We start from the raw sequence: 20,938 nt of genomic DNA, 5'->3' as shown, positions 1-20,938 counted from the left end.
ATCAGCAGTGTTTTGTATGACTAAAAATTTGCTAGAAAATTAACTAAAAGCTACTTTTTAACTATATGCTACAACCGCTTACAAATCCCTCGTTCTTCTTACATGGCCTTACTTAGTAAGCATCTTCTAACTGGTAGTCTTCATAAGTCGTCTTTTTACTTAATCAGTAATCCGTTTTGGAGTAAATTTAATGAAATTTAATAATCTTGTTATCACGTTTGTTAGCTCAGCAATCGCATTTTATAGTCAATCGAGCTTTGGGGCAGTCTCATCTGACCTTGAACAGCAAAAAAATAGAAAAGTGTCACAGCGAATTATCAATGGGGTTGAAGCTAAAAAAGATGACTACCCATTTATTGTTGGGTTAATTGCTTCATCGACAGAAGAAGGAGGTGAGATATCTCCTTTTTGTGGCGCATCGTTTATTGGCAGTCATTATATTTTAACTGCGTCGCATTGTGTTGATGGCTCTATTGCTGCCGATATTGACGTTGTTGTAGGTGAACACAATCTTAAAGACAGTACCAGTGGCGTACGTTACAAGGTTGCACAGATTTATATGCATGAAGAGTATGATTCTGTTGCAACAAATAATGATATTGCGATTCTTGAATTAGAAACAGCAATTACCAACGTTTCGGTAATTAAACCATTGACTCCAGAGTTAGAAGCCTCGTTAAAAGTAGGGGATTTAATGACAGTGATGGGGTGGGGGAACATGTCTGTTACTGACGAACCATCGTATCCTAACGTGTTGCAAGAAGTAGACGTTGCCCTTTATGATCAAGAGAAATGTAATACCGCATATAATGGTGGAATTACTGATGTTATGCTGTGTGCTGGTTTCGAAGCGGGCGGTAAAGACTCGTGCCAAGGCGACAGTGGTGGACCTTTGGTTGTAAAGAAAAACAATGAGTGGTACCAAGCCGGCGTAGTTAGTTTTGGAGACGGTTGCGCTGTCGCAGGTGTTCCAGGCGTTTATGCTCGTGTTTCTAAATTTATTGATTGGGTAAAGCAAAAGAAAGCGGGTGTTTCATATAAACAAAAGCTAACACCAGGTTACGTTGAAAACGGCTATGAGGATACGGCTAGTTTTACCTTTAAGAACTTAAGCTCAACAGAATACGGCATTACCAAGATTGAATTCTCCGACTTAAATAAAGTAGCGCAACCCATTATAGAATCAAATAGTTGTAATGGTGCTGCAATAAAACAGCATGAAAGTTGTGAGTTTACCGTTAAAGTGACAAGTACCGCGTTAGGTCAAGGTGGTTTTGATTTAAAAATTCACACCACACATCCTGAAAATAACTTAGCTAGACAATATTTTTCGATTAATGCGCTTGAAAAATCGAGCTTAGATATGAAAACCCTAGTGGATATGAATAATGATGATACCCAATGGTACTCTGGTGGCGATGCAATATGGGAAGCGCAAACGACTAAAACACTAAAGGGTAATAATGCCATTGCATCAGGAGATATTAAGGACTCACAAGCCTCTGTTCTTCTCGCAGTTATTAAAAACCCGGAGGTAACGGACCTTTTATTTAACTATTTAGTACAAGCCGAAGAGGGTTTCGATGGTTTAAAAATTACGGCTAACGGTCACCAGACGGCTTTCTTTGCTACAGGTACTACTCAAACAGAATTCAAAGAAAAAATAATAAAACTACAAGACGGCATTGACCGCATCGCTTTTATTTTTTCAAAAGATGAGACCGATGAAGATCCGGTCGGCCTTGATAAAGCTTACATTGACCTGGTTAACCTAAACTCTGGGAATAGCGCACCAACAGCTAAACTGACTAAAACTGATTACCAAGTAAAAGTGAAAAGCGAGTCGACCTTAGACGCCTCTCAAAGTGCCGATGCCGATGGTGATGTTATAAGTTATAAGTGGGAGATTATCGGTGATAGTTTAGGCTCAACGATTAATAACATCACATTAAATAAAGCTACCTTTATTGCGGGTGATAAAGCAGGTAAAGTCACCTTTAAAGTAACGACAACGGACCTCGAAGGTGCATCATCCAATGTCACTGGAACGGTAACCATCACTGAGGATGTTGTTGCTGTTGCTGTAGAGAAGACAAAGAGTGGTGGAGCTGGAGGGGTTATATTTATTCTCTCATTGCTTCTTTTATCTTTGAAACGTAACAAATATTAATCATGCTTTTGGGCAGTTAGTAGCTGCCCATCCATTTCATTATTATCATAAATAACGAACATAAATAACTATCATAAATAATTAAGATAAATGACTAAGAGAAATTATGAAAAAATCACTTAAAACTGCCCAGAGCACACTTTTAATTTTGTTTGTAATGTTAACTACATCTTGTGCTGTCGTTTCTAAGGAAGTTGAAGAGGTCAAGGTGGTATCTCAAAGTGGCACAGGCACTTTAGAGACCATTTACGAATTTGATGTCAATGCAGAGTCCTTATGGTTTCAAGTTAAGTCTAATGGCTGTACTACCGCAAAGAGTTTTAGATTAGCCGTTAATAACGTAGACCATAATAGCGTTGGGGTTAGCCTTTATCGCACTAAACGCGACCTGTGTCGTGGTTTGACTAGGATGATAGGTATTAACATGCCGTTTATTGATAAAGAGAGAGAAGGAAAGAGCATAATAATCAATAATCCATTTGCGCCAAAACTGCTCAAAGAAAAGCGTTAAAGCATGCTCTAGTTATAATGACCTATAACACCATTATAAGGGATTTTTATATTACTTTATGCTGTTGTTATAGACCGTTAGCTTATTTTGCTAAAATCCAGACAATAAAAAAGCACCGTATAAATGATGCTTTATATTTTATTGAAGCGTAAATGTTTAGTTTACTGTATTGCAACGTACTTTTTATTCATTACTTGACGTTAAATTAAGCTTGTTAACATTTCATCAGAATAGCTGACTAATGGCTCATTATTTCGTACTTTGCTAACATAATCAGGGTTGGCAATGAATGGTCTACCAATAGCGATAAGGTCAAACTTGTTAGCATCAATGGCAGTGCTCGCAGTTTCTGCGCTGTAACTACCTACGCCTACTAAGGTGTTGTTATAATTAGCTCGGACATAACTTGATGCACGCCCACCTAAGTAGTCAAACTCCATACTATCGTCAAATATACCAATATGAAGAAAGGCTAAATTACGCTTTTCTAATTCAGGTAAGAAGTAGTCGAATACATCACGGTCTCTACTATCACCTTCCATATTAAAATAGGCACCTGGTGTTATTCTTATGGCGGTTCTGTCATTGCCAATTCGACTAGTAATGGCATCAATAACTTCTAATGCAAAACGGGCCATGTTTTCATTACTACCACCGTATTCATCATTACGGCGGTTACTATCGTGATGCAGAAATTGGTCAATCAAATATCCGTTAGCACCGTGGATCTCAACACCATCAAAACCTGCCTTAATCGCGTTGGCGGCAGCTTGGCCATAATCAGTAATTAAGGTGTTGATGTCATCAATCGTTACCGCTTTTGGCGTTTTATAGGTTAGTTCGCGCATTCTCGGTACGCTGCCTTCAACGCCAATAGCCGAAGGCGCCATTACGGGAGCATTATCATCACCGTTACCATAGAAATAAGGGTGAGCAACACGACCGGTATGCCAGAGTTGGGCAAATATTTTGCCACCATTTTCATGTACTGCTGTTGTAACTTTTTGCCAACCCTCTATTTGTGCTTGACTAAATAACCCTGGAGTATTGGGATACCCCTGACCATCAGGACGTATAATTACAGCCTCTGAAATAATGAGTCCAGCCTCAGCTCTACGGGCATAATATTCCACCATAGCTTGGGTTGGTACTAAATCATCGTCTGCCATGCAGCGTGTTAGTGGCGCCATTAATATACGGTTGTTTAGATTAATAGTGCTATTTAGTGCATAAGGAGTAAATAAATTGTCAGTCATGGTGGATGTTTCTCTTCTTGAATGTCCGTTCAAGATACTCTTGTTTGAATGATCATTCAATAACTTTTTTGAATGTTCGTTCAATAAAGAGTACAATCAATGTATCTGATATATTAAGACCAAGAATTTATGCGTAGTGCAGAGTTTGATAAAGAAAAAGTACTAAGATCGGCAATGAATGCGTTTATGCATAAAGGTTATGCTAAAACCAGTATGCAAGATCTTAAAAAAGCAACGGGATTACACCCAGGATCTATTTATTGTGCTTTTGAAAACAAACGTGGTCTATTACTCGCAGCTCTTGAGCAATATCGTTTAGACCGAAAAACCGAGTTCGAACAGTATTTTTCGGGTACCCAACCGACGTTAATTAATTTAAAAGCCTATCTTGATAACGTCGTTAAGGAATGTGTCAGTTGTGATAGTTCACAAGCTTGCCTACTAACTAAAGCATTAAATGAAATTGCCGAACAAGACACAGAAATACAACAGATTATTAGTGACAACTTGTCTATGTTACAACAAGCATTAGCTGAAAAGTTTGAGCAGGCAAAAAATGAAAAAGCGCTATGCGAGCAAAAAGATAGTGATCATTTAGCACGTTACTTTTTAATGGGCATATATGGTTTAAGAACCTTCGCTCATACCCATCCTGAAGCGAAAGTATTAGAGCAATTAGCGGAACAACTTTATGGTGATATTTGCGCTTAAATAGACTCATTAACTTGGCTGATATAGCTTATTATCATTCTATTTCAAAATGTATGCCTAAGTTGACACAAGTTGACGTCTACCCGTTAGCCATAAGTACTGTTATAGTTTTCCTACACTAGCCTCCAACGCCTTAACAGGCATCCATCATTTTGATTATTTTAAGTTAACTACTCACGTTTTATTAGACCATTATAACTTAACCGATAATACCAATTTATTATAAGTTTACATTGTTAATATGTTATTCTTCGCATTATTAACTTACTTCTATTTTCTAAATGATTTTATGACTTCTACTATTGAGCAGACACCCTTCATACTGATTAAAAATGCTAATGTTTACACGCCAAAACCGCAAGGAATAATGTGCTTACTTATTGGTGGAAATCGTATTCTATATATGGGTAAAGAGATACCGGTTTTAAGTCAATATTTGGGTGTTAGTGAGGTCGATTTACAAGGTAGGATGCTAGTCCCTGGCTTTATTGATGGTCATGCACATATTTGTGGTGGTGGAGGTGAATCAGGTTTTTCTACTCGTGTGCCACCTGTGCCTTTGTCAGAATTTACCTTGGCAGGGGTAACTACAGTGGTTGGGTTATTAGGTACAGATGATCTTAGCCGTTCTACGGAGTCGTTAGTCTCGCAAGTTTATGGGTTGAGAGAAGAAGGGCTTTCAGCATTTTGTTATACAGGGGGATACCATATACCGCCAACTACGTTAACTGGCTCTGTAAAGTCAGATATCGTTTACATTGAACCGGTTATAGGTGTGGGAGAACTTGCTATTAGTGACCATCGTTCAAGCCAACCTACATTGAACGAGTTATTGAAGGTCGCTGCTGATGCTCATGTTGCAAGACTAATGACCCATAAAGCCGGAGTATTGCATTTGCATTTAGGTGATGGCGAACGGGGTTTGTCTCTTGTGCGAGATGCATTAACAGAATCCGAAATACCTGCTCGCACTTTTAATCCAACACATGTAAACCGCAAGCGAGAACTCTTTGATGAGGCATGCGAATTGACAACAAAAGGCTGTTGGATTGACGTTACTGCATTTGAGGCTGGCGAGGCTGGCTATGAGCCTGAAGTTGCTTTAACGCATTATATAGAAAGTGATTTCCCACAAGACAAACTTACCATCAGCTCAGATGGTGGGGGTTGTTTACCTGACTTTGATTGTCATGGTCATTTAGTTAAGTTAGATTTTGGCAAATCGTCTGCAATGACAGATGTTTTTAGAACCCTATTAACTACCGGTTATTCACCAGAAAAAATATTGCCATTTTTTACAACCAATGTTGCACAACTATTACAGTTCAAAAATAAGGGAGTGCTTGCACAAGGTATGGATGCAGATATAGTAGTGTTTAATGATGACCTGTCAATTAGCCATGTAATGGCAATGGGAAATTGGCATGTTTTTGAAACACAACTGTGTCGAAAAGGTACATTTGAATAATATTTAGATGTGATTTAATTCCGGTAACCAAGAAAAAGGTTACCAATAAACGTGAACAGCGATAGAGAATAATATAACTATGTGTCCTTCTCCAATTCTTGACGGTCATTGTCGTGGCTATGTAATACCGATCGGCGGCGCCGAAGAAAAAATCAACAACCCAGATATACTAAAAAAGTTTGTTGAACTCTGTGGCGGTAAAGAAGCCAATATTGTGATTATCCCAACCGCTTCTAAGTTAGAAGATACGGGTGAGCGATATGAAAAAATCTTTGCAGAGTTAGGTGCAGGCTATACCTATTCATTACCAATCTCAAAAAGAACTGATGCAAAAAATGAAGACCTACTTCAACATTTGGAAGAGGCGACAGGTATTTTTATTACCGGAGGAAATCAATTAAGATTATCAACTATTCTTGGTGGAACGCCTGTTGCTCAAGCAATACGTAAGCAAAATGCTAAGGGTACCCATATCGCAGGAACTTCTGCGGGAGCGGCAATAATTTCTCAGCATATGATCATTGGCGGCAGCACAGGTATTGTACCAACGGAAGACGGCGTTAATCTCGCACCAGGATTAGGCTTGAACAATCAATTAGTCATCGACCAACATTTTAATCAAAGAAATAGATTGTCACGCCTGCTAACTGCTGTGTCATATAATCCTTTTTTAATTGGCATTGGCTTAGATGAAGACACTGCGGCATTTATCAATGAAGACAATGTTTTTGAGGTTGTTGGTAGTGGTTCTATCACGGTAATAGACCCTTCAGATTGTGATCATAGTTCTATGGCCGAAGCGAGCAGAGGAGATGCTATTACCATTGTAAATGTTAAATTACATATTTTATCTTCGGGTTCACATTTTGATATCAATAATAAAATTGCTCACTTAAATTAATCAACGTAATAAGCTTTTGAAGTCATTTATTAGCTTATTTTCTTTTAAAAAATTCTTCACCTCCTCACATAATAATCCACTCTTTATATTTGCGACAATAGAATTAGTTGTTTGCAAATATACTTTTCTGAGTTAATTTAATATTCATATGAAAGGACTGTAAATTTACAGGTCCGTTTTTATTATCTTCAATAAGGTTAATAATATACCGAGTAGGATAATGAAAAAAAATTCTCCATACCTCTTTTTTGATTTAGGAAGTAAAAATGAAAATATCTACCACGAATATTTTTGTCGGTCCCAATGTGTATGCCAATTTTCCTGTTATACGATATGAACTAAATTTAGGTATTTTAGAATATTGGCCATCAATGAAATTGGGTGAAGCCTTTATATCTGCATTGTTAGAAGCTATCCCTTCATTACAATCTCATGGATGTTCTTACGGAGAAGAAGGGGGCTTTATTCGTCGCTTGAGAGAAGATGACGGTACGTGGATGGGACATATATGGGAACACGTCGCGATTGAGTTACAAAACTTAGCGGGCTCTGATGTCAGTTTTGGTAAAACAAGATCATTACTCGAGGCAGGTAATTATTGGGTGGTGTATGAATATAAACAAAAGGATGTTGGTTTAGAAGCAGGTAACCTTGCAAATAATCTATTGATGTCTTTGTTACCCGAATCATTACAAAACGAATTAATAGTACCCATAGAGCCTGACTTCAATTTTGCAGAAGAATTGGAGTCCTTTGTCAGAATGGCTCAACGAAAAGAATTTGGACCTAGCACAGCTTCGTTAATAAAAGCCGCCGAAGAACGTGATATCCCATGGTTACGATTAAATCAATATAGCTTAGTACAATTAGGACATGGTAAGTATCAAAAACGTATTCAGGCCACAATAACCAGTGAAACTAAACATATTTCGGTTGAATTATCTTGTGACAAAGAAGACACCCACAATTTATTAAACGATTTGGGTTTGCCGGTACCTCAGCAAACGATGATCTATAGTAAAGGGCAGGCGGTAAAAGCGGCAAAACGCATGGGTTATCCCGTGGTATTAAAACCACTTAATGCTAATCATGGTCGTGGTGTTAGTATAAATTTAAACAGTGAAACCGAAGTAGAGAGGGGCTTTGACCATGCGAAAGACCATGGAACCAGCCGAGCGGTTTTAGTTGAAAGCTTTGTTACTGGTTTTGATCACCGAATGCTAGTGGTTAACAATGAATTAGTCGCAGTTGCCAAACGTGTGCCTGGTCATATCAAAGGCGATGGTGAATTAACCATTAGCGAGTTAATTGAACAGGTAAATGAAGACCCTCAACGTGGCATTGGCCATGAAAAAATGCTGACACGACTAGAGCTTGATACACAAGCACTTAGATTAATTGAAAAGTCTGGTTATACGCCAGACAGCATCTTAGAAAATGACCAACTATTTTACTTACGCTCTACTGCAAATTTATCTACAGGCGGCACAGCGATAGATGTAACGGATATTGTTCATCCGGATAATCGCGATATGGCAGTTAGAGCAATTAAAGCTATTGGTTTAGACGTGGGTGGTGTTGATTTTTTAACTGATGATATCAGTAAGTCGTATAAAGATATTGGTGGGGCCATTGTTGAATGTAATGCCGCGCCAGGTTTTAGAATGCATGTGGCGCCAAGTGAAGGAAAACCGCGTGATGTTTCTGGAAAAGTGATGGATATGTTGTTTCCTGCGGGGCAAAGATCTCGTATCCCCGTTGCAGCAATTACAGGCACTAATGGTAAAACCACCACCTCTCGTATGCTTGCCAACATTGCTAAAGTCGCTGGTTATACAACAGGGATGACTTCAACAGATGGTGTTTACATTGATGGTAGTTTGAGTGTAAAAGGTGACATGACCGGCCCTAAATCAGCGCAAATTGTATTGCGTGATCCTAGTGTTGATTTTGCGGTGTTAGAAACAGCTCGTGGCGGCATTGTCAAACGAGGGCTAGGTTATCATGAGTCAGACGTATCTTGTTGTATCAATGTAACGGCTGATCATCTTGGCTCTCGCGGTGTTGATACGGTTCAACAACTTGCAGAAGTGAAAAGAATTGTAGTTGAAGTGGCTAAGAATACTGTTGTTTTAAACGCGGATGATAAATATTGTTTGGAAATGGCAGACCATTGTAAGGCCAAGTACATCTGCTATGTCACCATGGATCCTGGTCACGGGTTAGTGCGCGAACATATCAGAAATGGTGGTAAAGCGGCGGTTTTAGAAAAAGGCATTAACGGTGATATGATCACTTTTTATGATAATGGCGCGCATATTCCTGTGCTTTGGACTCATTTGATTCCCGCGACGCTGGAAGGCAAAGCATTGCATAATGTTCAAAATGCAATGTTTGCAGCAGCTATGGCCTATGCATTTGATATTTCACTAGAGCACATTAACCAAGGATTACGTACCTTTGCTAGTTCATTCTACCAAGCGCCTGGGCGAATGAATGTTTTTGATGAGCATCCATTTAAAGTTATCTTAGATTATGCGCATAACCCAGCAGCGATACAAGCGATTACAGACCTTGCAATGCGACTTGATGTTAAAGGTAAGCGCCGCATTGTTCTTGCGATGCCAGGCGATCGCCGAGATGAAGACATTATTGAAGCAGCAAAAATTAGTGCTAAAGGCTTCGATGAATTTATTTGTAAAGCGGATGATGATCGTCGAACACGTGGTTTTGACGAAGTGCCAAAAATGCTAGAAAATACGTTACTCGCCTCAGGTATTGCACCGGATAAAATCAATATCATTCCAAGTGAAGCTGATGCGGTAGAATATGCCCTTAGTATTAGCGAACCTGACGATTTAGTGATCGTTTTAGGTGACAACATTACCCGTTGTTGGAAACAAATTGTGCATTTTGGTGAGAGTGGTCAAGAGGGGGACATTACTAAAAAACCATCATCTGAATATGTTGAAAAATTATTTGAACCCGTTGAATATGCTTTCCAATTAGAGCAAGGGCAAACATTAGTGAAAGATGAACGAGGTGTACGCATAGTCGTTGAGCAGGATGAAGACAGTGATTAATCGCTAATTCGACTAAAGTAAAATGTCGCAACTAGACAATGTTCAACAACGACATTTTACTTTTTATTTTGTTATAACGATAGTAAGAATAATTTTATGATAACACTAAAGTTTGAAGAAGCACGTCGCATTACGGGTCCTAATTTATTATCTCAGCAGCCCGGTGCGCTAATCGATGTTTCTATCGATGGTATTAGTCACGAAGACGTTTGGCAGTGTTGGCAGAAAAATATCTCTGAAATACTCAACTTGCTCGGTTGGCAAAACGAAAACCTTTATCATAGAAAATATGACGGCGGTATCAGCCTGTCAATTTCTGCTCCAATAGATGCTTTATATACAGCATGTCAGGCTGCTGAATTAGCGTGGCTTTTATGTGAGTCACAATTACAATCAACGGTTTTTACTGATAAAGAATTGAAACTCAATGAATTAATGATCAGTCTTGCGGGTGAAGTGAATCCCACGCTGCTAGCATTAATAGCATTGGCGATTGAAAAGGGCGTTAGTTACTTGGTTGACGATGACTTTTTTTCTCTAGGGACTGGGGTAACTTGCCAAGTATGGCCTGTCACCGAATTACCCCAAGCCAGTAGTATTCAATGGGCGGGCTTTAAAAAAATTCCGGCGGCTTTTATTACCGGCACCAATGGTAAATCAACTAGTGTCCGCTTAGCATCAACAATAGCTAAGAATGCAGGTTTACAAGCGGGTGTTACTTCTACCGACTTTATTAGAGTAGGGGAAACGATATTAGATACAGGTGATTATTCAGGCCCAGGTGGCGCTCGCATATTATTACGCCATTGTGAAACTGAAATTGCCTTTCTAGAAGTGGCCCGTGGAGGATTATTAAGAAGAGGTTTACCGGTTTGCGATAATCAAGCGGCCTTGATTACCAATATAGCGGCAGATCATTTAGGCCAATATGGTATCAATACTGTACCTGAACTAGCGGAAGTTAAATTTATAGTTGATAAAGGATTGATCGATACAGGTGTATTGATTTTGAATGCAGATGACGATGAACTTGTCCGGTTAAGTGCCAATACGATTCATAGCATTTGCTGGTTTAGTATGGACAAAGATAATTCGCTTATTCAAGCTAACATGAATAAAGGGCTCGCCGTGGTTTTTTTCCATGACCAGCACATTCATTTCGTTAAGGCTGAATATACTTTTTCGGTCGCGGTTAACGATATTGTGATGACTTTTAACGGTACCGCCACTTATAACATTCGCAACGCTATGGGAGTTATAGGTTTGTGCTGTGCGCTAAAAATAGAGCACAAAGCAATATTAAAAGGACTAAAAGAGTTTGGCAGCGATCCATTTGACAATCCTGGCCGAGGTAATCGTTACCAGTACAATGGCGCTGAAGTGATTGTCGATTTTGCGCATAATCAGCACAGTATGAGCGCAGTAATTGAAATGGCTAAAAATATCCCCGCTAAGCGCCGGTTAGTCATGTTTAGTCATGCTGGCGACAGAAGTGATCAGGATATGTTTGAGTTAAATGAGGAAGTCCTAAAATTTGAAGCGGATGAATATGTTATAGCGGAATTGGAAATTTATTTACGAGGTCGCGAGCTAGGTGAAATACCTGCACTAGTTAAAACTCATCTTTTGAATAATCATGTTGCTGAAAATCACATAACACTCTGTGATAGTCCTCTAGCAGGTGCTGAGCATACGTTGACAAAAATACAAGCCGGCGATGTGGTTTTGTTGTTTGCCTTAGATCAGCGGGATAAAATTCATCAATTGCTACAACTAGCTCAATCATGAGTGGAACACTAATATACAAGACCTGTACTATCTAAAGTAATGTTACATTAATATAAGAAAAGCCTAAGCTTGCCAAATTAATCTGTTGTGCGATAGGTAAGTAAATAGGATGCTTTTTAACGCTACCATCTGAACAAACAGAAAACCACATTTTAGTGCCCACAGACTTAATCGCTATGGTATAGCCATCAACATTGGCCACAAATTCAACAATATAACTTTGAAAAATGCTTTGAGTGAATGGTTCGCATTGTGAACTTTGCTTAATGCTGTTGATTTCATCTAATGCCTATTGATTGAGTAGCAATAAGCGCAAGTTATTTTCGGATTAGAGGTTTAATCAACCGAAACTACCAGCATGTCTTTATTTGACAGGGATATGCAACTGGTGCATATCCGTGATGATTTTATGTAATTGGACTGGGTAAACGACAGGGCTTACTATTGCTTCGTAGTAACGAATTACTACATTTGTTTACGGTCTTATGTATATATAGTTTCTGAGTGGCGATGGCGTTTAACTGCTTGTTGTTACTCGGTGGTTAAAATGTGGATAAGCTATAAATGAACTTCTCTAATAATTTGAAATACATAATACATTACAGTATGGCAATAAAATGCAGTACCGATTCTAAGTTAAGTACTTTCATTAAATGCGCTAACCCTTGTCCTTTGCCATAAAGTGATTTAGGGCTAAACATAACAACTGAGGCGATATCATGACTACTACCCAAAAAGAATTAACACTTTCTCAGCTTAAAATCCGTGCAATAGAAAAGCATTTAAAGCTGATGGAGAAAGCAAAGAGGGCTCTATCTCAAGGTAAGAGCTCTGAAACTACGAGTACCTAAAGTAAGGGCTTCCCTAATACTACTGTTATTTCGTATTGTAGTGTCGACTCGGATGAAAGGACAACCGAAATGAATGGATGTATGGTCGAGGTTATTTACAAAGTAATAACAAATATCTCAATTACATTCTGTTACACTGCTAGCTATATATTTAAGGGCAACCATTAGCAAAAGTTAATGTGCGCAAAACTACCAGCCTAAGTGTTTTACATACGGTCGTGGGGTTACAAAGTATACGGACATATTTTAATCACACCTATGTAGATCATTTTACCTAAAAAAAGAGGTATAAATGTCTCACATCTTTAAATCTTCAGTCGCAATAGCTACTTCGCTTGCTTTATCAGCTTGTGGGAGCGATGAAAGCGAATCTATCCCGAAAGAACTTGCAAACCTTGCTCCACAAATTGCTAATATTGATACTCGGTCAATTAAAGAAGGTAAGTCACTAACAATTACAGCTAGTGCAACTGATTCTGACGGTTCAATTTCAAGTTACGCATGGACTCAAACTGATGGTACAAGTGTTGAGTTGTCAAATGTAGATGCAGCTACCGTTAGTTTTTCAGCCCCTGAATTAAATGAAGATGCGTCAATTATACTTAAAGTAACATCGACTGATGATGATGGGGCTACAGCAAGCACCAATGTTACCGTTAACTTATTAAATAATCGCTTACCTACCATTGAGTCCATATCAGCTCAAAGCTTTACTGAAAACGGTGAGTTTAACATTGATGCAGTTATTGCTGATGAAGATGGTGAAATTGCCAGTATTCGTTGGGAGCAAGTTTCAGGTAAAGCTATTACGCTTGCAGATAGTGATAAAGCAACCGTATCAATTGATACACCGAAGATTGGTCAAGATGAAGTCGGTCAATTACGTTTAATAGCAACGGATGATGATGGTGAAGAAGTCGAGCAGTTGGTTAATTTTGATTTAGTTAACACTCATCACAACATTTCACTTTCTGGTAATGCCAACCTCAACGGTGCAGCGCTTGTTAACTCGGCAATTGCTTTTGAAATTAATGATCAAATTTTTAATACCTCGGCAGATGCAAATGGTGATTATACCCTTGAGTTAGCTGTTGCACTGAGGAATGAGAACTATGCTTACCAAATAAAGGCAAGTGGCACTGATTCGCAAAGTCACATCAACTTGTCTCGTACCGCTTTATTTAATGAAATATTATTACCTACTCAAGATATTGATCTACTGCCACAGAATTCTAAATCGAATACTGTGATGTCTAAGCGTTTATTAGCTGAAAGCGATAGTAATAATGATGCCGTAGCTACGGCATCTGCAAATATTGATGGGCTAACGACGTCAGAATCTGAATATTTAATTTCTTTATTTGGTGAAGAAGACTTCATTTCTATTGATTATATCGACTCAAAAGAATTCCAGAAAAAATATAAAAGTATTGATGCTGAGTTACTGTTAGAAATTGCTACAGCATTAAATTATGCCGCGCAAAACAATCAGCAAGTTGAAACGGAAAATGGCTTGATCAGTATTACTCAATACCTCGCTAATATTTTTGCTGACGAAGATGGTAAAGCGATATTCGACCAGTTGTTAGCAGAACAAAAAGCAAACAATAATAAAGAAGTGGAAAAATTCTTAGATATAGGTACAACGTATTATGGCACATTAGCCGCTACCCAAGGCACAATACGTAAAGGTATACCTTTCCAACAGTCATATGTATTTGGCGAAGATGGAGTCTTTACTTTTACTAACCAAACAGAAACAAAAATTTCTCATTGGGAAGTCGTCGATAAAAAAATTGTGGTCGATACTTCAGACTCGGAAGGGTATAGCCAAAGCTTTTGGTTTGGCAATGAGATAGTTAATTGCGACTTCGAACCCATTAGCGATCAATTCGATATAGTCTCTAGCTGGAAAAATGGCGCTAAAAAAGTTATCAAGACAAGTTCAAGGGATTCAATATGTACATTAAACGGTGTTGAGGTCGAAGGCTTCGGTGGAGATGAAGACACCCACTTAACACTTTTCAATGCCGATGATTTAGAAGCTTGGCAAGAACAAGACTTAGCGAACAAATCGATCGTATTTGAACATTATTCTGAATCTGCAATTGCTGATTACAAAAATTTAGACTCATTAACACGTGCTATGGAATATCAATTTTCAGACAATGGCACAGGTACAGTTGTTGAAGATAATAATGCTGCGTTTACTTGGGTTATTGATAATGACGGCCTATTACAAATGACCTTTAATTCTGGTTATACCATCAGTTGGTTAAAAATGTACGATGACCGTTCTGATCGAATGGGTGGGGCATCTGTTTTTGCGCTTTATAATAAAGATGCAACCTTTTATCAATATCAAGATATGGCGGTAACGGTCAATAGACCCACAGGGAAAATAGAAGGCTTTATTGGTAAATTGGATCACGGCTTTAGCGTTAGCCAACCGAAATACAATGCATTTTTTGATGGTTTTTACTTTGAACTTAATGAAGATGGTACCGGTGGTAAAAATAGAACATCTGTCGATGGTTTAACGGTTACTCGCAGTATACCGACAAGGTGGTACGATGAAGGTGATAAAATAATTATGACTGTTACCTACACCTGGGATGATATTAACGGTGTTGATTGGTCTAATTGTGATTTTAAAGTGGACGCAAACTGCTATTTTTATGAATATAGAACATGGGAAGTGATACTTAAACACGGTCAGCGTTCTTATGTCAAAGAGACACTCAGTATTGATAATCAACTATGGGATAGAGGGGCACCTAGTAGTGACCTCAATGATTTTTATATTACCGAAAGAACTAACTTTTACCAGCCTTTCCAAAAAGGTAATAATTAGAATTTTTTGAGGAGGTGATTCTATTGATTATCTCCTCATACTATAGGTTACAATTTTTATCTCAAAAAATGTAACCTATAGCTAAATCATCGATACACCTTTATTCTATTAATAGTAAGTTAAGACACCTATGACCGTAGAACAATTGCGACCCGAAAACACCAAAAAAATCAGTAATTCAACAATATAGTGTGAATGCGTAAAGCTCTTAGTGGACTGAATGGAAAAGCCGCTGTAGTTAGCTAGTTACTCTACAGGTGTTAGAACGTATGACAAAAAATTTTAATAATAAACTCTATTTGTAGATATGAATGATTCAGAGCAATCAGACCACCACATATCAGTGCCGACAGATTTAATAGCTATGGCATAACCATCATCACTACGCTCGCCGTTATTGTATTTGTCGATAATACTTAAAGCATTACCATAGGTACGTTTAGATTTTTTAGCAGATTCATCGTGCGCGCGACTAAACAGCATAATGCTATACATTAATTCCATTGGGTTATCGGTCACAGATTGTTCGGTATAAATCTTTTTATCCATACCTGTAACCACAGTCAAACCAAGCTCTAAGAACGTCATAAACAGTCGTTGCGCACTTATAATTGCCTGACGCGACAAACGGTCAATATTCTCCACAACAAGCCAACTTTCACAAGGTATTAGCCCATTGTGCACAGCATCAATAAAGTGACCTAACTCCCCATCTTTAGTATTTTTACCTTTAAATGCACTAATGCCACTGTCAATAATCTCAACTAACTCAAGACTGTTATCATCAGCAATTTCTTGTGCTGTTTTCAACTGACGCTCAAGAGTAGTGCCTTTGGCTTGTTTATCGCTTGACCATTTTATGTAGCTATAGCATTTAGTTATAGTTGAGGGCATAAACCCGTGAATGTTGCTGTGAGTTGTGGCTAATACTGACATCAATCTAACTCGGCCACAAATTCGACAATATAACTTTGAAAAATGCTTTGAGTGAATGGTTCGCATTGTGAACTTTGCTTAATGCTGTTGATTTTATCTAATGCCTATTGATTGAGTAGCAATGGGAGTTCATAAAACGAATTATCGATTACTGTGACTACTATTTACTAATTATCGGGGGCCGGTATAGCTCAACTACCGAGGAAAAATCAAGTCTTAAAACCTTACAATATCAGCAAGAAAAGTCTTTCAAATATAATCACATCACCCATCAAGTTTCGTTTTTTTATACCTATAAATTGTGATCCATTTTTTTAAAAGTAACGTATTAGATTACTATATATAGCTTTTAATAAGCCATTTGAGCTATAAATAGTGTTTATGTTAACTAAAGGCATTTGAATAGATAAATAGTTTATTTATCTCGCTTGCTTGTTTAAATAGTACGGATAACAACTTAATATTGATGGTATTAGTCAATATTTGGACACACCAAAAGGAATACTCTCTGACACTACGAATGAGATTAGTGGGCTTATCAATACAAAATTAGGATATAAAATACGTGACGCAGTTAAAACCTATTTTCCACAATAACGATAATATTGTTGACTTATTTCGCCGCCAAATAGAGCAACACGGACCAAATACCGCGGTTTCCTTCCAAGGTAGCGACATCACTTATCAACAGCTTGGTGAAAAAAGTTTAACGCTTGCATTATATTTACAGCAGCAGGGCGTGCGGCTAGATGAATGCGTTGGTTTATTTGTAGAGCCCTCTATTGAACTAATGGTTGGAGTATGGGGGATTTTAGAATCAGGCGCGGCCTATTTACCTTTGTCACCAGAATATCCTGATGACCGATTAAGGTACATGCTTGAAAACAGTCAGTGTAAAATTATTGTCGTGCAAGATGGGTTGATTGAACGCTTGGCTAGCTTGGTTTCAGATGATTTTTTAGATGACGTAGTCTTAATATCATTTTCACAGATCAATTACTTTTATAGAACGAATCAAAAACCTCAATATTATATGCTGACACAGCATGCTTCATCTCATAACTTAGCGTATGTAATTTATACTTCGGGCAGTACTGGTCAACCCAAAGGGGTTATGATTGAGCATAGAAGTATTGCCAACCAAATGGATTGGTTATCGACTAAATTTTCATTAGATTATAAAAGTGTCATTTTACAGAAAACACCAATGAGTTTTGATGCCGCTCAGTGGGAGATTTTAGCTTCATGTTGTGGAGCACTTGTTGTAATGGGTGACCCTGGTATCTATAAGAATCCAGAGAAACTGGTAGATACTATGATCCGTCATGGCGTATCAATGTTGCAAGGCGTGCCTACTTTGCTGCTGGCATTACTTGACGTTGAAAAGTTTACGCAATGTTTTACCCTCAATCAAATATTTAGTGGTGGTGAAGCGTTGTCAAAACACCTTGCCATTGAACTATCAGAGCAATTACCTAATTGTCGTATTATTAATTTATATGGACCTACTGAGTGTACTATCAACAGTTCGGCTCATATTTTTGATAGTAAAGACATTAAAAATAGCGCAGATACTATTTCTATTGGTACACCGATACAAAATACACAGTATTATATTCTTGATAAAGACAAGAAATCGGTAGCTGTTGGAGATATAGGTGAGCTTTATATTGCCGGTGTAGGCTTAGCTAGAGGTTACTTGCATCGTGAAGATTTAACTGCTGAACGTTTTATTACGCATTTTTTTGATGGCGAAGAAATAGCCCAAACCCTATACAAAACAGGTGATCTAGCGTATTGGAATGTAAATGGAACAGTGCAATATTCAGGACGAGTTGATAATCAGGTCAAGCTTCGAGGATATCGTGTTGAACTAGACGAAATTAAATCCATAATAGAAACGCACAATTGGGTAAATAACGCGGCGGTATTTCTAAAGAAAGACCAGTATACCGGTTACCAAAACCTTATCTCTATGATTGAATTAAATCCGAGAGAAGCGGCGTTGATGGATCAAGGCAACCATGATTCCCATCATCAATCTAAGCAAAGTCGTAGCCAAGTGAAAATGCAGCTAACCAATATAGGTTGTCGCCAAGATACTGAAAATCTAAATAAATCGACAATTAATTTACCAGGTAAAATACCTTTAGAAAAACAGCGTAAGCTAGTTTTTTCACGTAAGAGTTATCGTTTTTTTGATGGTGGAAAGATCACTAAGCAAGATATCCTTAACGCTCTTAATCGTAAAATAAACTACGAATATTATAGTCAGTTATCTGACATTACTTATGCTGATTTTGGTGAAATTCTACGATATTTTGGACAGTACCTTTCAGAGAAAAGGTTATTACCTAAATATGGTTATGCGTCACCAGGTGCCTTGTATGCAACTCAAATGTATTTTGAAATAAATGGTATTGGTAATCTTGCCCCTGGTTATTACTATTACCATCCAGTACATCACCAACTGGTATTGGTTGCTGAGAAAGAAGACAGTGGCACAATACAATGTAAAATACATTTTGTCGGTAAAAAATCGGCCATTGAACCTATTTATAAACATAACATTGTAGAAGTATTAGAAATGGAAGCTGGCCATATGGTTGGTTATTTCGAAAATATCTTACCAACTTATGGTTTAAGTATTAAATCGAGTGATTATTTGCCTGAAACAATGCAGTTTTTTGACGTTGATCAGCACGATTATTACCTTGGAAGCTTTACTATTGTATCTGGTACAAAAGACGTTATGAATGATGATGTCAGTTTGTATTTACAAGCACATCCAGGACAAGTATCTGATCTTAAAGCGGGTAAGTATTTGTATGAAAAGGGTCAGTTATCCTTCATCTCGAGTGAGATAATTTTAAAAAAGCATGTGATTGCTATAAATCAATCTGTTTATGAAAGAGCTTCATTTGGTATTTCCGTTATAAGTACATCGGATGAAGACTGGTTGGGATACATCAACTTAGGTCGTAAGTTACAGTCACTGCAAATGAACGATTTAAATATTGGTTTCATGTCTTCTGGCTACAGCTCAAAAACGGGTAATAACTTACCATCAGCTACGCGAATTAAGTATATTCTCAATAAAGATGTAGGACCGTCATATTTCTTCATTGGCGGTCGTATTAGCGATATACAAATACAAAGTGATGGAATGAATGAAGATTTAGTGCATATGAAAGGACCATCAGAAATAATTCAAGATGATTTGGTCAAGTTTCTACCCAGCTATATGATGCCAAATAGCATTAAAGTTATCGATAAAATGCCCTTAACGGTTAATGGAAAAATAGATATAAATGCGTTGCTTATGTTGGAGATGGATTGTATCCGTGAGGAACATATAGAACCTTCTAATGAGGTTGAGCGTGCAGTGTTAGACATTTGGAAAAAAGGACTGAAAAGAGACTCAATTTCAGTGAATGCTGACTTCTTTGAGCTTGGTGGAAATTCACTCATCGCTGTTAGTGTTATCAATAAAATTAATACAACGTTATATTGCGACTTACCGTTACAAATAGTTTTTTCGTCCCCTACCATTCAAAAATTAGCACAAGTTATTAGTAAAGAAGATAATAATTTAACATCGCGTTTAATCCCTTTTCAGAATCAAGGAAAGCGCAACCCCATATACTGCTGGCCAGGATTAGGAGGTTATTGTATGAATTTACGCTTATTATCTGAAAAATTGGGTACCGAGCGAGATTTTTTTGGTGTGCAAGCATACGGTATTAATACCGGAGAAACCCCTTATAAAACGATAAGTGAAATGGCTGCCAAAGATGTTGCTATGATAAAGCAACATCAGGGGGATGGTCCTTATACCTTATGGGGGTATTCATTTGGTGCGCGTGTTGCTTTTGAGGCTTGTTATCAATTAGAGCAAGCCGGTGATATCGTTGAAAACTTATACTTAATTGCTCCAGGATCACCCACAGTAGCAGACGAACAACACTCAATTAAAGATAACGAAGCAACCTTTACGAACAAAAAATTTCTAACTATATTGTATTCGGTATTTATGGGGACAATAAAGGGTAATTCATTAGTCGAGTGTTTAGCGGTTGTTGATACTAAAGAAAAGTTTATTCACTTTATTTGTGGGTTGAATAACCAATTAGACACAGGTTTAGTTATGCGGATTATCGATATAGTTACGATGACTTTCGAATTTACCTACTCGTTTAACGAACTTAAGCAGCGACAATTGAAGGCGCCTATTAAAATCATAAAAGCGACGGGAGACGACTATTCATTTATTGAAAATAATGATGTGTTTTCTACTATTGAGCCAGTTATAGAACAAATTGAAGCAAACCATTACACCATGCTTAAAACAAATATTGACCAACTTGTCGCTGTTTTATAGTTAATCATTTTGATTTAAAGGAATAATA

14 protein-coding genes and 1 riboswitch are annotated in these 20,938 nt (G+C 37.8%); of the genes, 11 read left to right on the top strand and 3 right to left on the bottom strand.

Annotated elements, in window-relative coordinates; translation table 11 throughout:
• The first annotated feature begins 190 nt into the window (after window positions 1-190).
• Both CXF71_RS05830 and CXF71_RS05825 read left to right on the top strand, forming a co-directional pair.
• On the top strand, window positions 191-2,170 hold the full coding sequence (locus tag CXF71_RS05830; protein ID WP_101232027.1) for a serine protease: 1,980 nt from the start codon (window positions 191-193) through the stop codon (window positions 2,168-2,170).
• A 106-nt stretch (window positions 2,171-2,276) separates the two neighbouring features.
• Window positions 2,277-2,681, top strand: coding sequence for a hypothetical protein (locus CXF71_RS05825; protein ID WP_101232026.1), 405 nt, complete (start codon window positions 2,277-2,279; stop codon window positions 2,679-2,681).
• A gap of 200 nt (window positions 2,682-2,881) precedes the next feature.
• Here CXF71_RS05825 and CXF71_RS05820 read toward each other — a convergent pair whose 3' ends face one another.
• Window positions 2,882-3,937, bottom strand: coding sequence for an alkene reductase (locus CXF71_RS05820; protein ID WP_101232025.1), 1,056 nt, complete (start codon window positions 3,935-3,937; stop codon window positions 2,882-2,884).
• A 129-nt stretch (window positions 3,938-4,066) separates the two neighbouring features.
• Here CXF71_RS05820 and CXF71_RS05815 point away from each other — a divergent pair, with 129 nt between their 5' ends.
• The 5 genes from CXF71_RS05815 (at window position 4,067) to CXF71_RS05795 (ending at window position 11,888) form a co-directional block, all read left to right on the top strand.
• Window positions 4,067-4,648 carry a TetR/AcrR family transcriptional regulator gene (locus tag CXF71_RS05815; RefSeq protein WP_101232024.1) on the top strand — a complete coding sequence of 194 codons (582 nt, stop codon included), beginning with the start codon at window positions 4,067-4,069 and terminating at the stop codon, window positions 4,646-4,648.
• Between the two features lie 289 nt (window positions 4,649-4,937).
• Window positions 4,938-6,116, top strand: coding sequence for a beta-aspartyl-peptidase (gene iadA, locus CXF71_RS05810; RefSeq protein ID WP_101232403.1), 1,179 nt, complete (start codon window positions 4,938-4,940; stop codon window positions 6,114-6,116).
• Window positions 6,117-6,195: 79 nt separating this feature from the next.
• On the top strand, window positions 6,196-7,017 hold the full coding sequence (locus tag CXF71_RS05805) for a cyanophycinase (protein WP_101232023.1): 822 nt from the start codon (window positions 6,196-6,198) through the stop codon (window positions 7,015-7,017).
• Between the two features lie 266 nt (window positions 7,018-7,283).
• On the top strand, window positions 7,284-10,100 hold the full coding sequence (gene cphA / locus CXF71_RS05800; protein ID WP_101232022.1) for a cyanophycin synthetase: 2,817 nt from the start codon (window positions 7,284-7,286) through the stop codon (window positions 10,098-10,100).
• Window positions 10,101-10,196: 96 nt separating this feature from the next.
• Window positions 10,197-11,888: a Mur ligase family protein gene (locus CXF71_RS05795; RefSeq protein ID WP_232771395.1), complete on the top strand. Its 1,692-nt coding sequence runs from the start codon at window positions 10,197-10,199 to the stop codon at window positions 11,886-11,888.
• 31 nt (window positions 11,889-11,919) lie between these two features.
• Here CXF71_RS05795 and CXF71_RS21415 read toward each other — a convergent pair whose 3' ends face one another.
• Window positions 11,920-12,090, bottom strand: coding sequence for a hypothetical protein (locus CXF71_RS21415; RefSeq protein ID WP_157826701.1), 171 nt, complete (start codon window positions 12,088-12,090; stop codon window positions 11,920-11,922).
• A 517-nt stretch (window positions 12,091-12,607) separates the two neighbouring features.
• On the opposite strand from CXF71_RS21415, the gene CXF71_RS21810 reads away from it, so the two are divergent.
• Entirely contained in the window at window positions 12,608-12,739 is a 132-nt protein-coding gene (locus tag CXF71_RS21810; RefSeq protein ID WP_269800798.1) for a hypothetical protein, read from the top strand.
• A gap of 146 nt (window positions 12,740-12,885) precedes the next feature.
• A riboswitch (cyclic di-GMP riboswitch) is annotated at window positions 12,886-12,971 on the top strand.
• Window positions 12,972-13,031: 60 nt separating this feature from the next.
• Window positions 13,032-15,593, top strand: a complete 2,562-nt coding sequence (locus CXF71_RS05790) for a PKD domain-containing protein (protein WP_101232021.1) — start codon at window positions 13,032-13,034, stop codon at window positions 15,591-15,593.
• A gap of 282 nt (window positions 15,594-15,875) precedes the next feature.
• On the opposite strand, the gene CXF71_RS05785 is transcribed toward CXF71_RS05790, so the two are convergent.
• A complete protein-coding gene (locus tag CXF71_RS05785) occupies window positions 15,876-16,529 on the bottom strand; it encodes a recombinase family protein (protein ID WP_157826700.1) in 654 nt (217 codons plus the stop codon).
• A 131-nt stretch (window positions 16,530-16,660) separates the two neighbouring features.
• Between CXF71_RS05785 and CXF71_RS21940 the strand changes: the two genes are divergently transcribed.
• Window positions 16,661-16,834, top strand: coding sequence for a hypothetical protein (locus CXF71_RS21940; protein WP_442871922.1), 174 nt, complete (start codon window positions 16,661-16,663; stop codon window positions 16,832-16,834).
• Window positions 16,835-17,094: 260 nt separating this feature from the next.
• Complete coding sequence (locus CXF71_RS05780; protein WP_101232019.1) at window positions 17,095-20,910, top strand: amino acid adenylation domain-containing protein; 3,816 nt, start codon at window positions 17,095-17,097, stop codon at window positions 20,908-20,910.
• The last annotated feature ends 28 nt before the right edge of the window (window positions 20,911-20,938 follow it).

The sequence above is a fragment of the Colwellia sp. 12G3 genome, from assembly GCF_002836775.1.
Classification (GTDB): domain Bacteria; phylum Pseudomonadota; class Gammaproteobacteria; order Enterobacterales; family Alteromonadaceae; genus Colwellia.
This window is presented reverse-complemented; position numbering and strand designations above follow the sequence as displayed.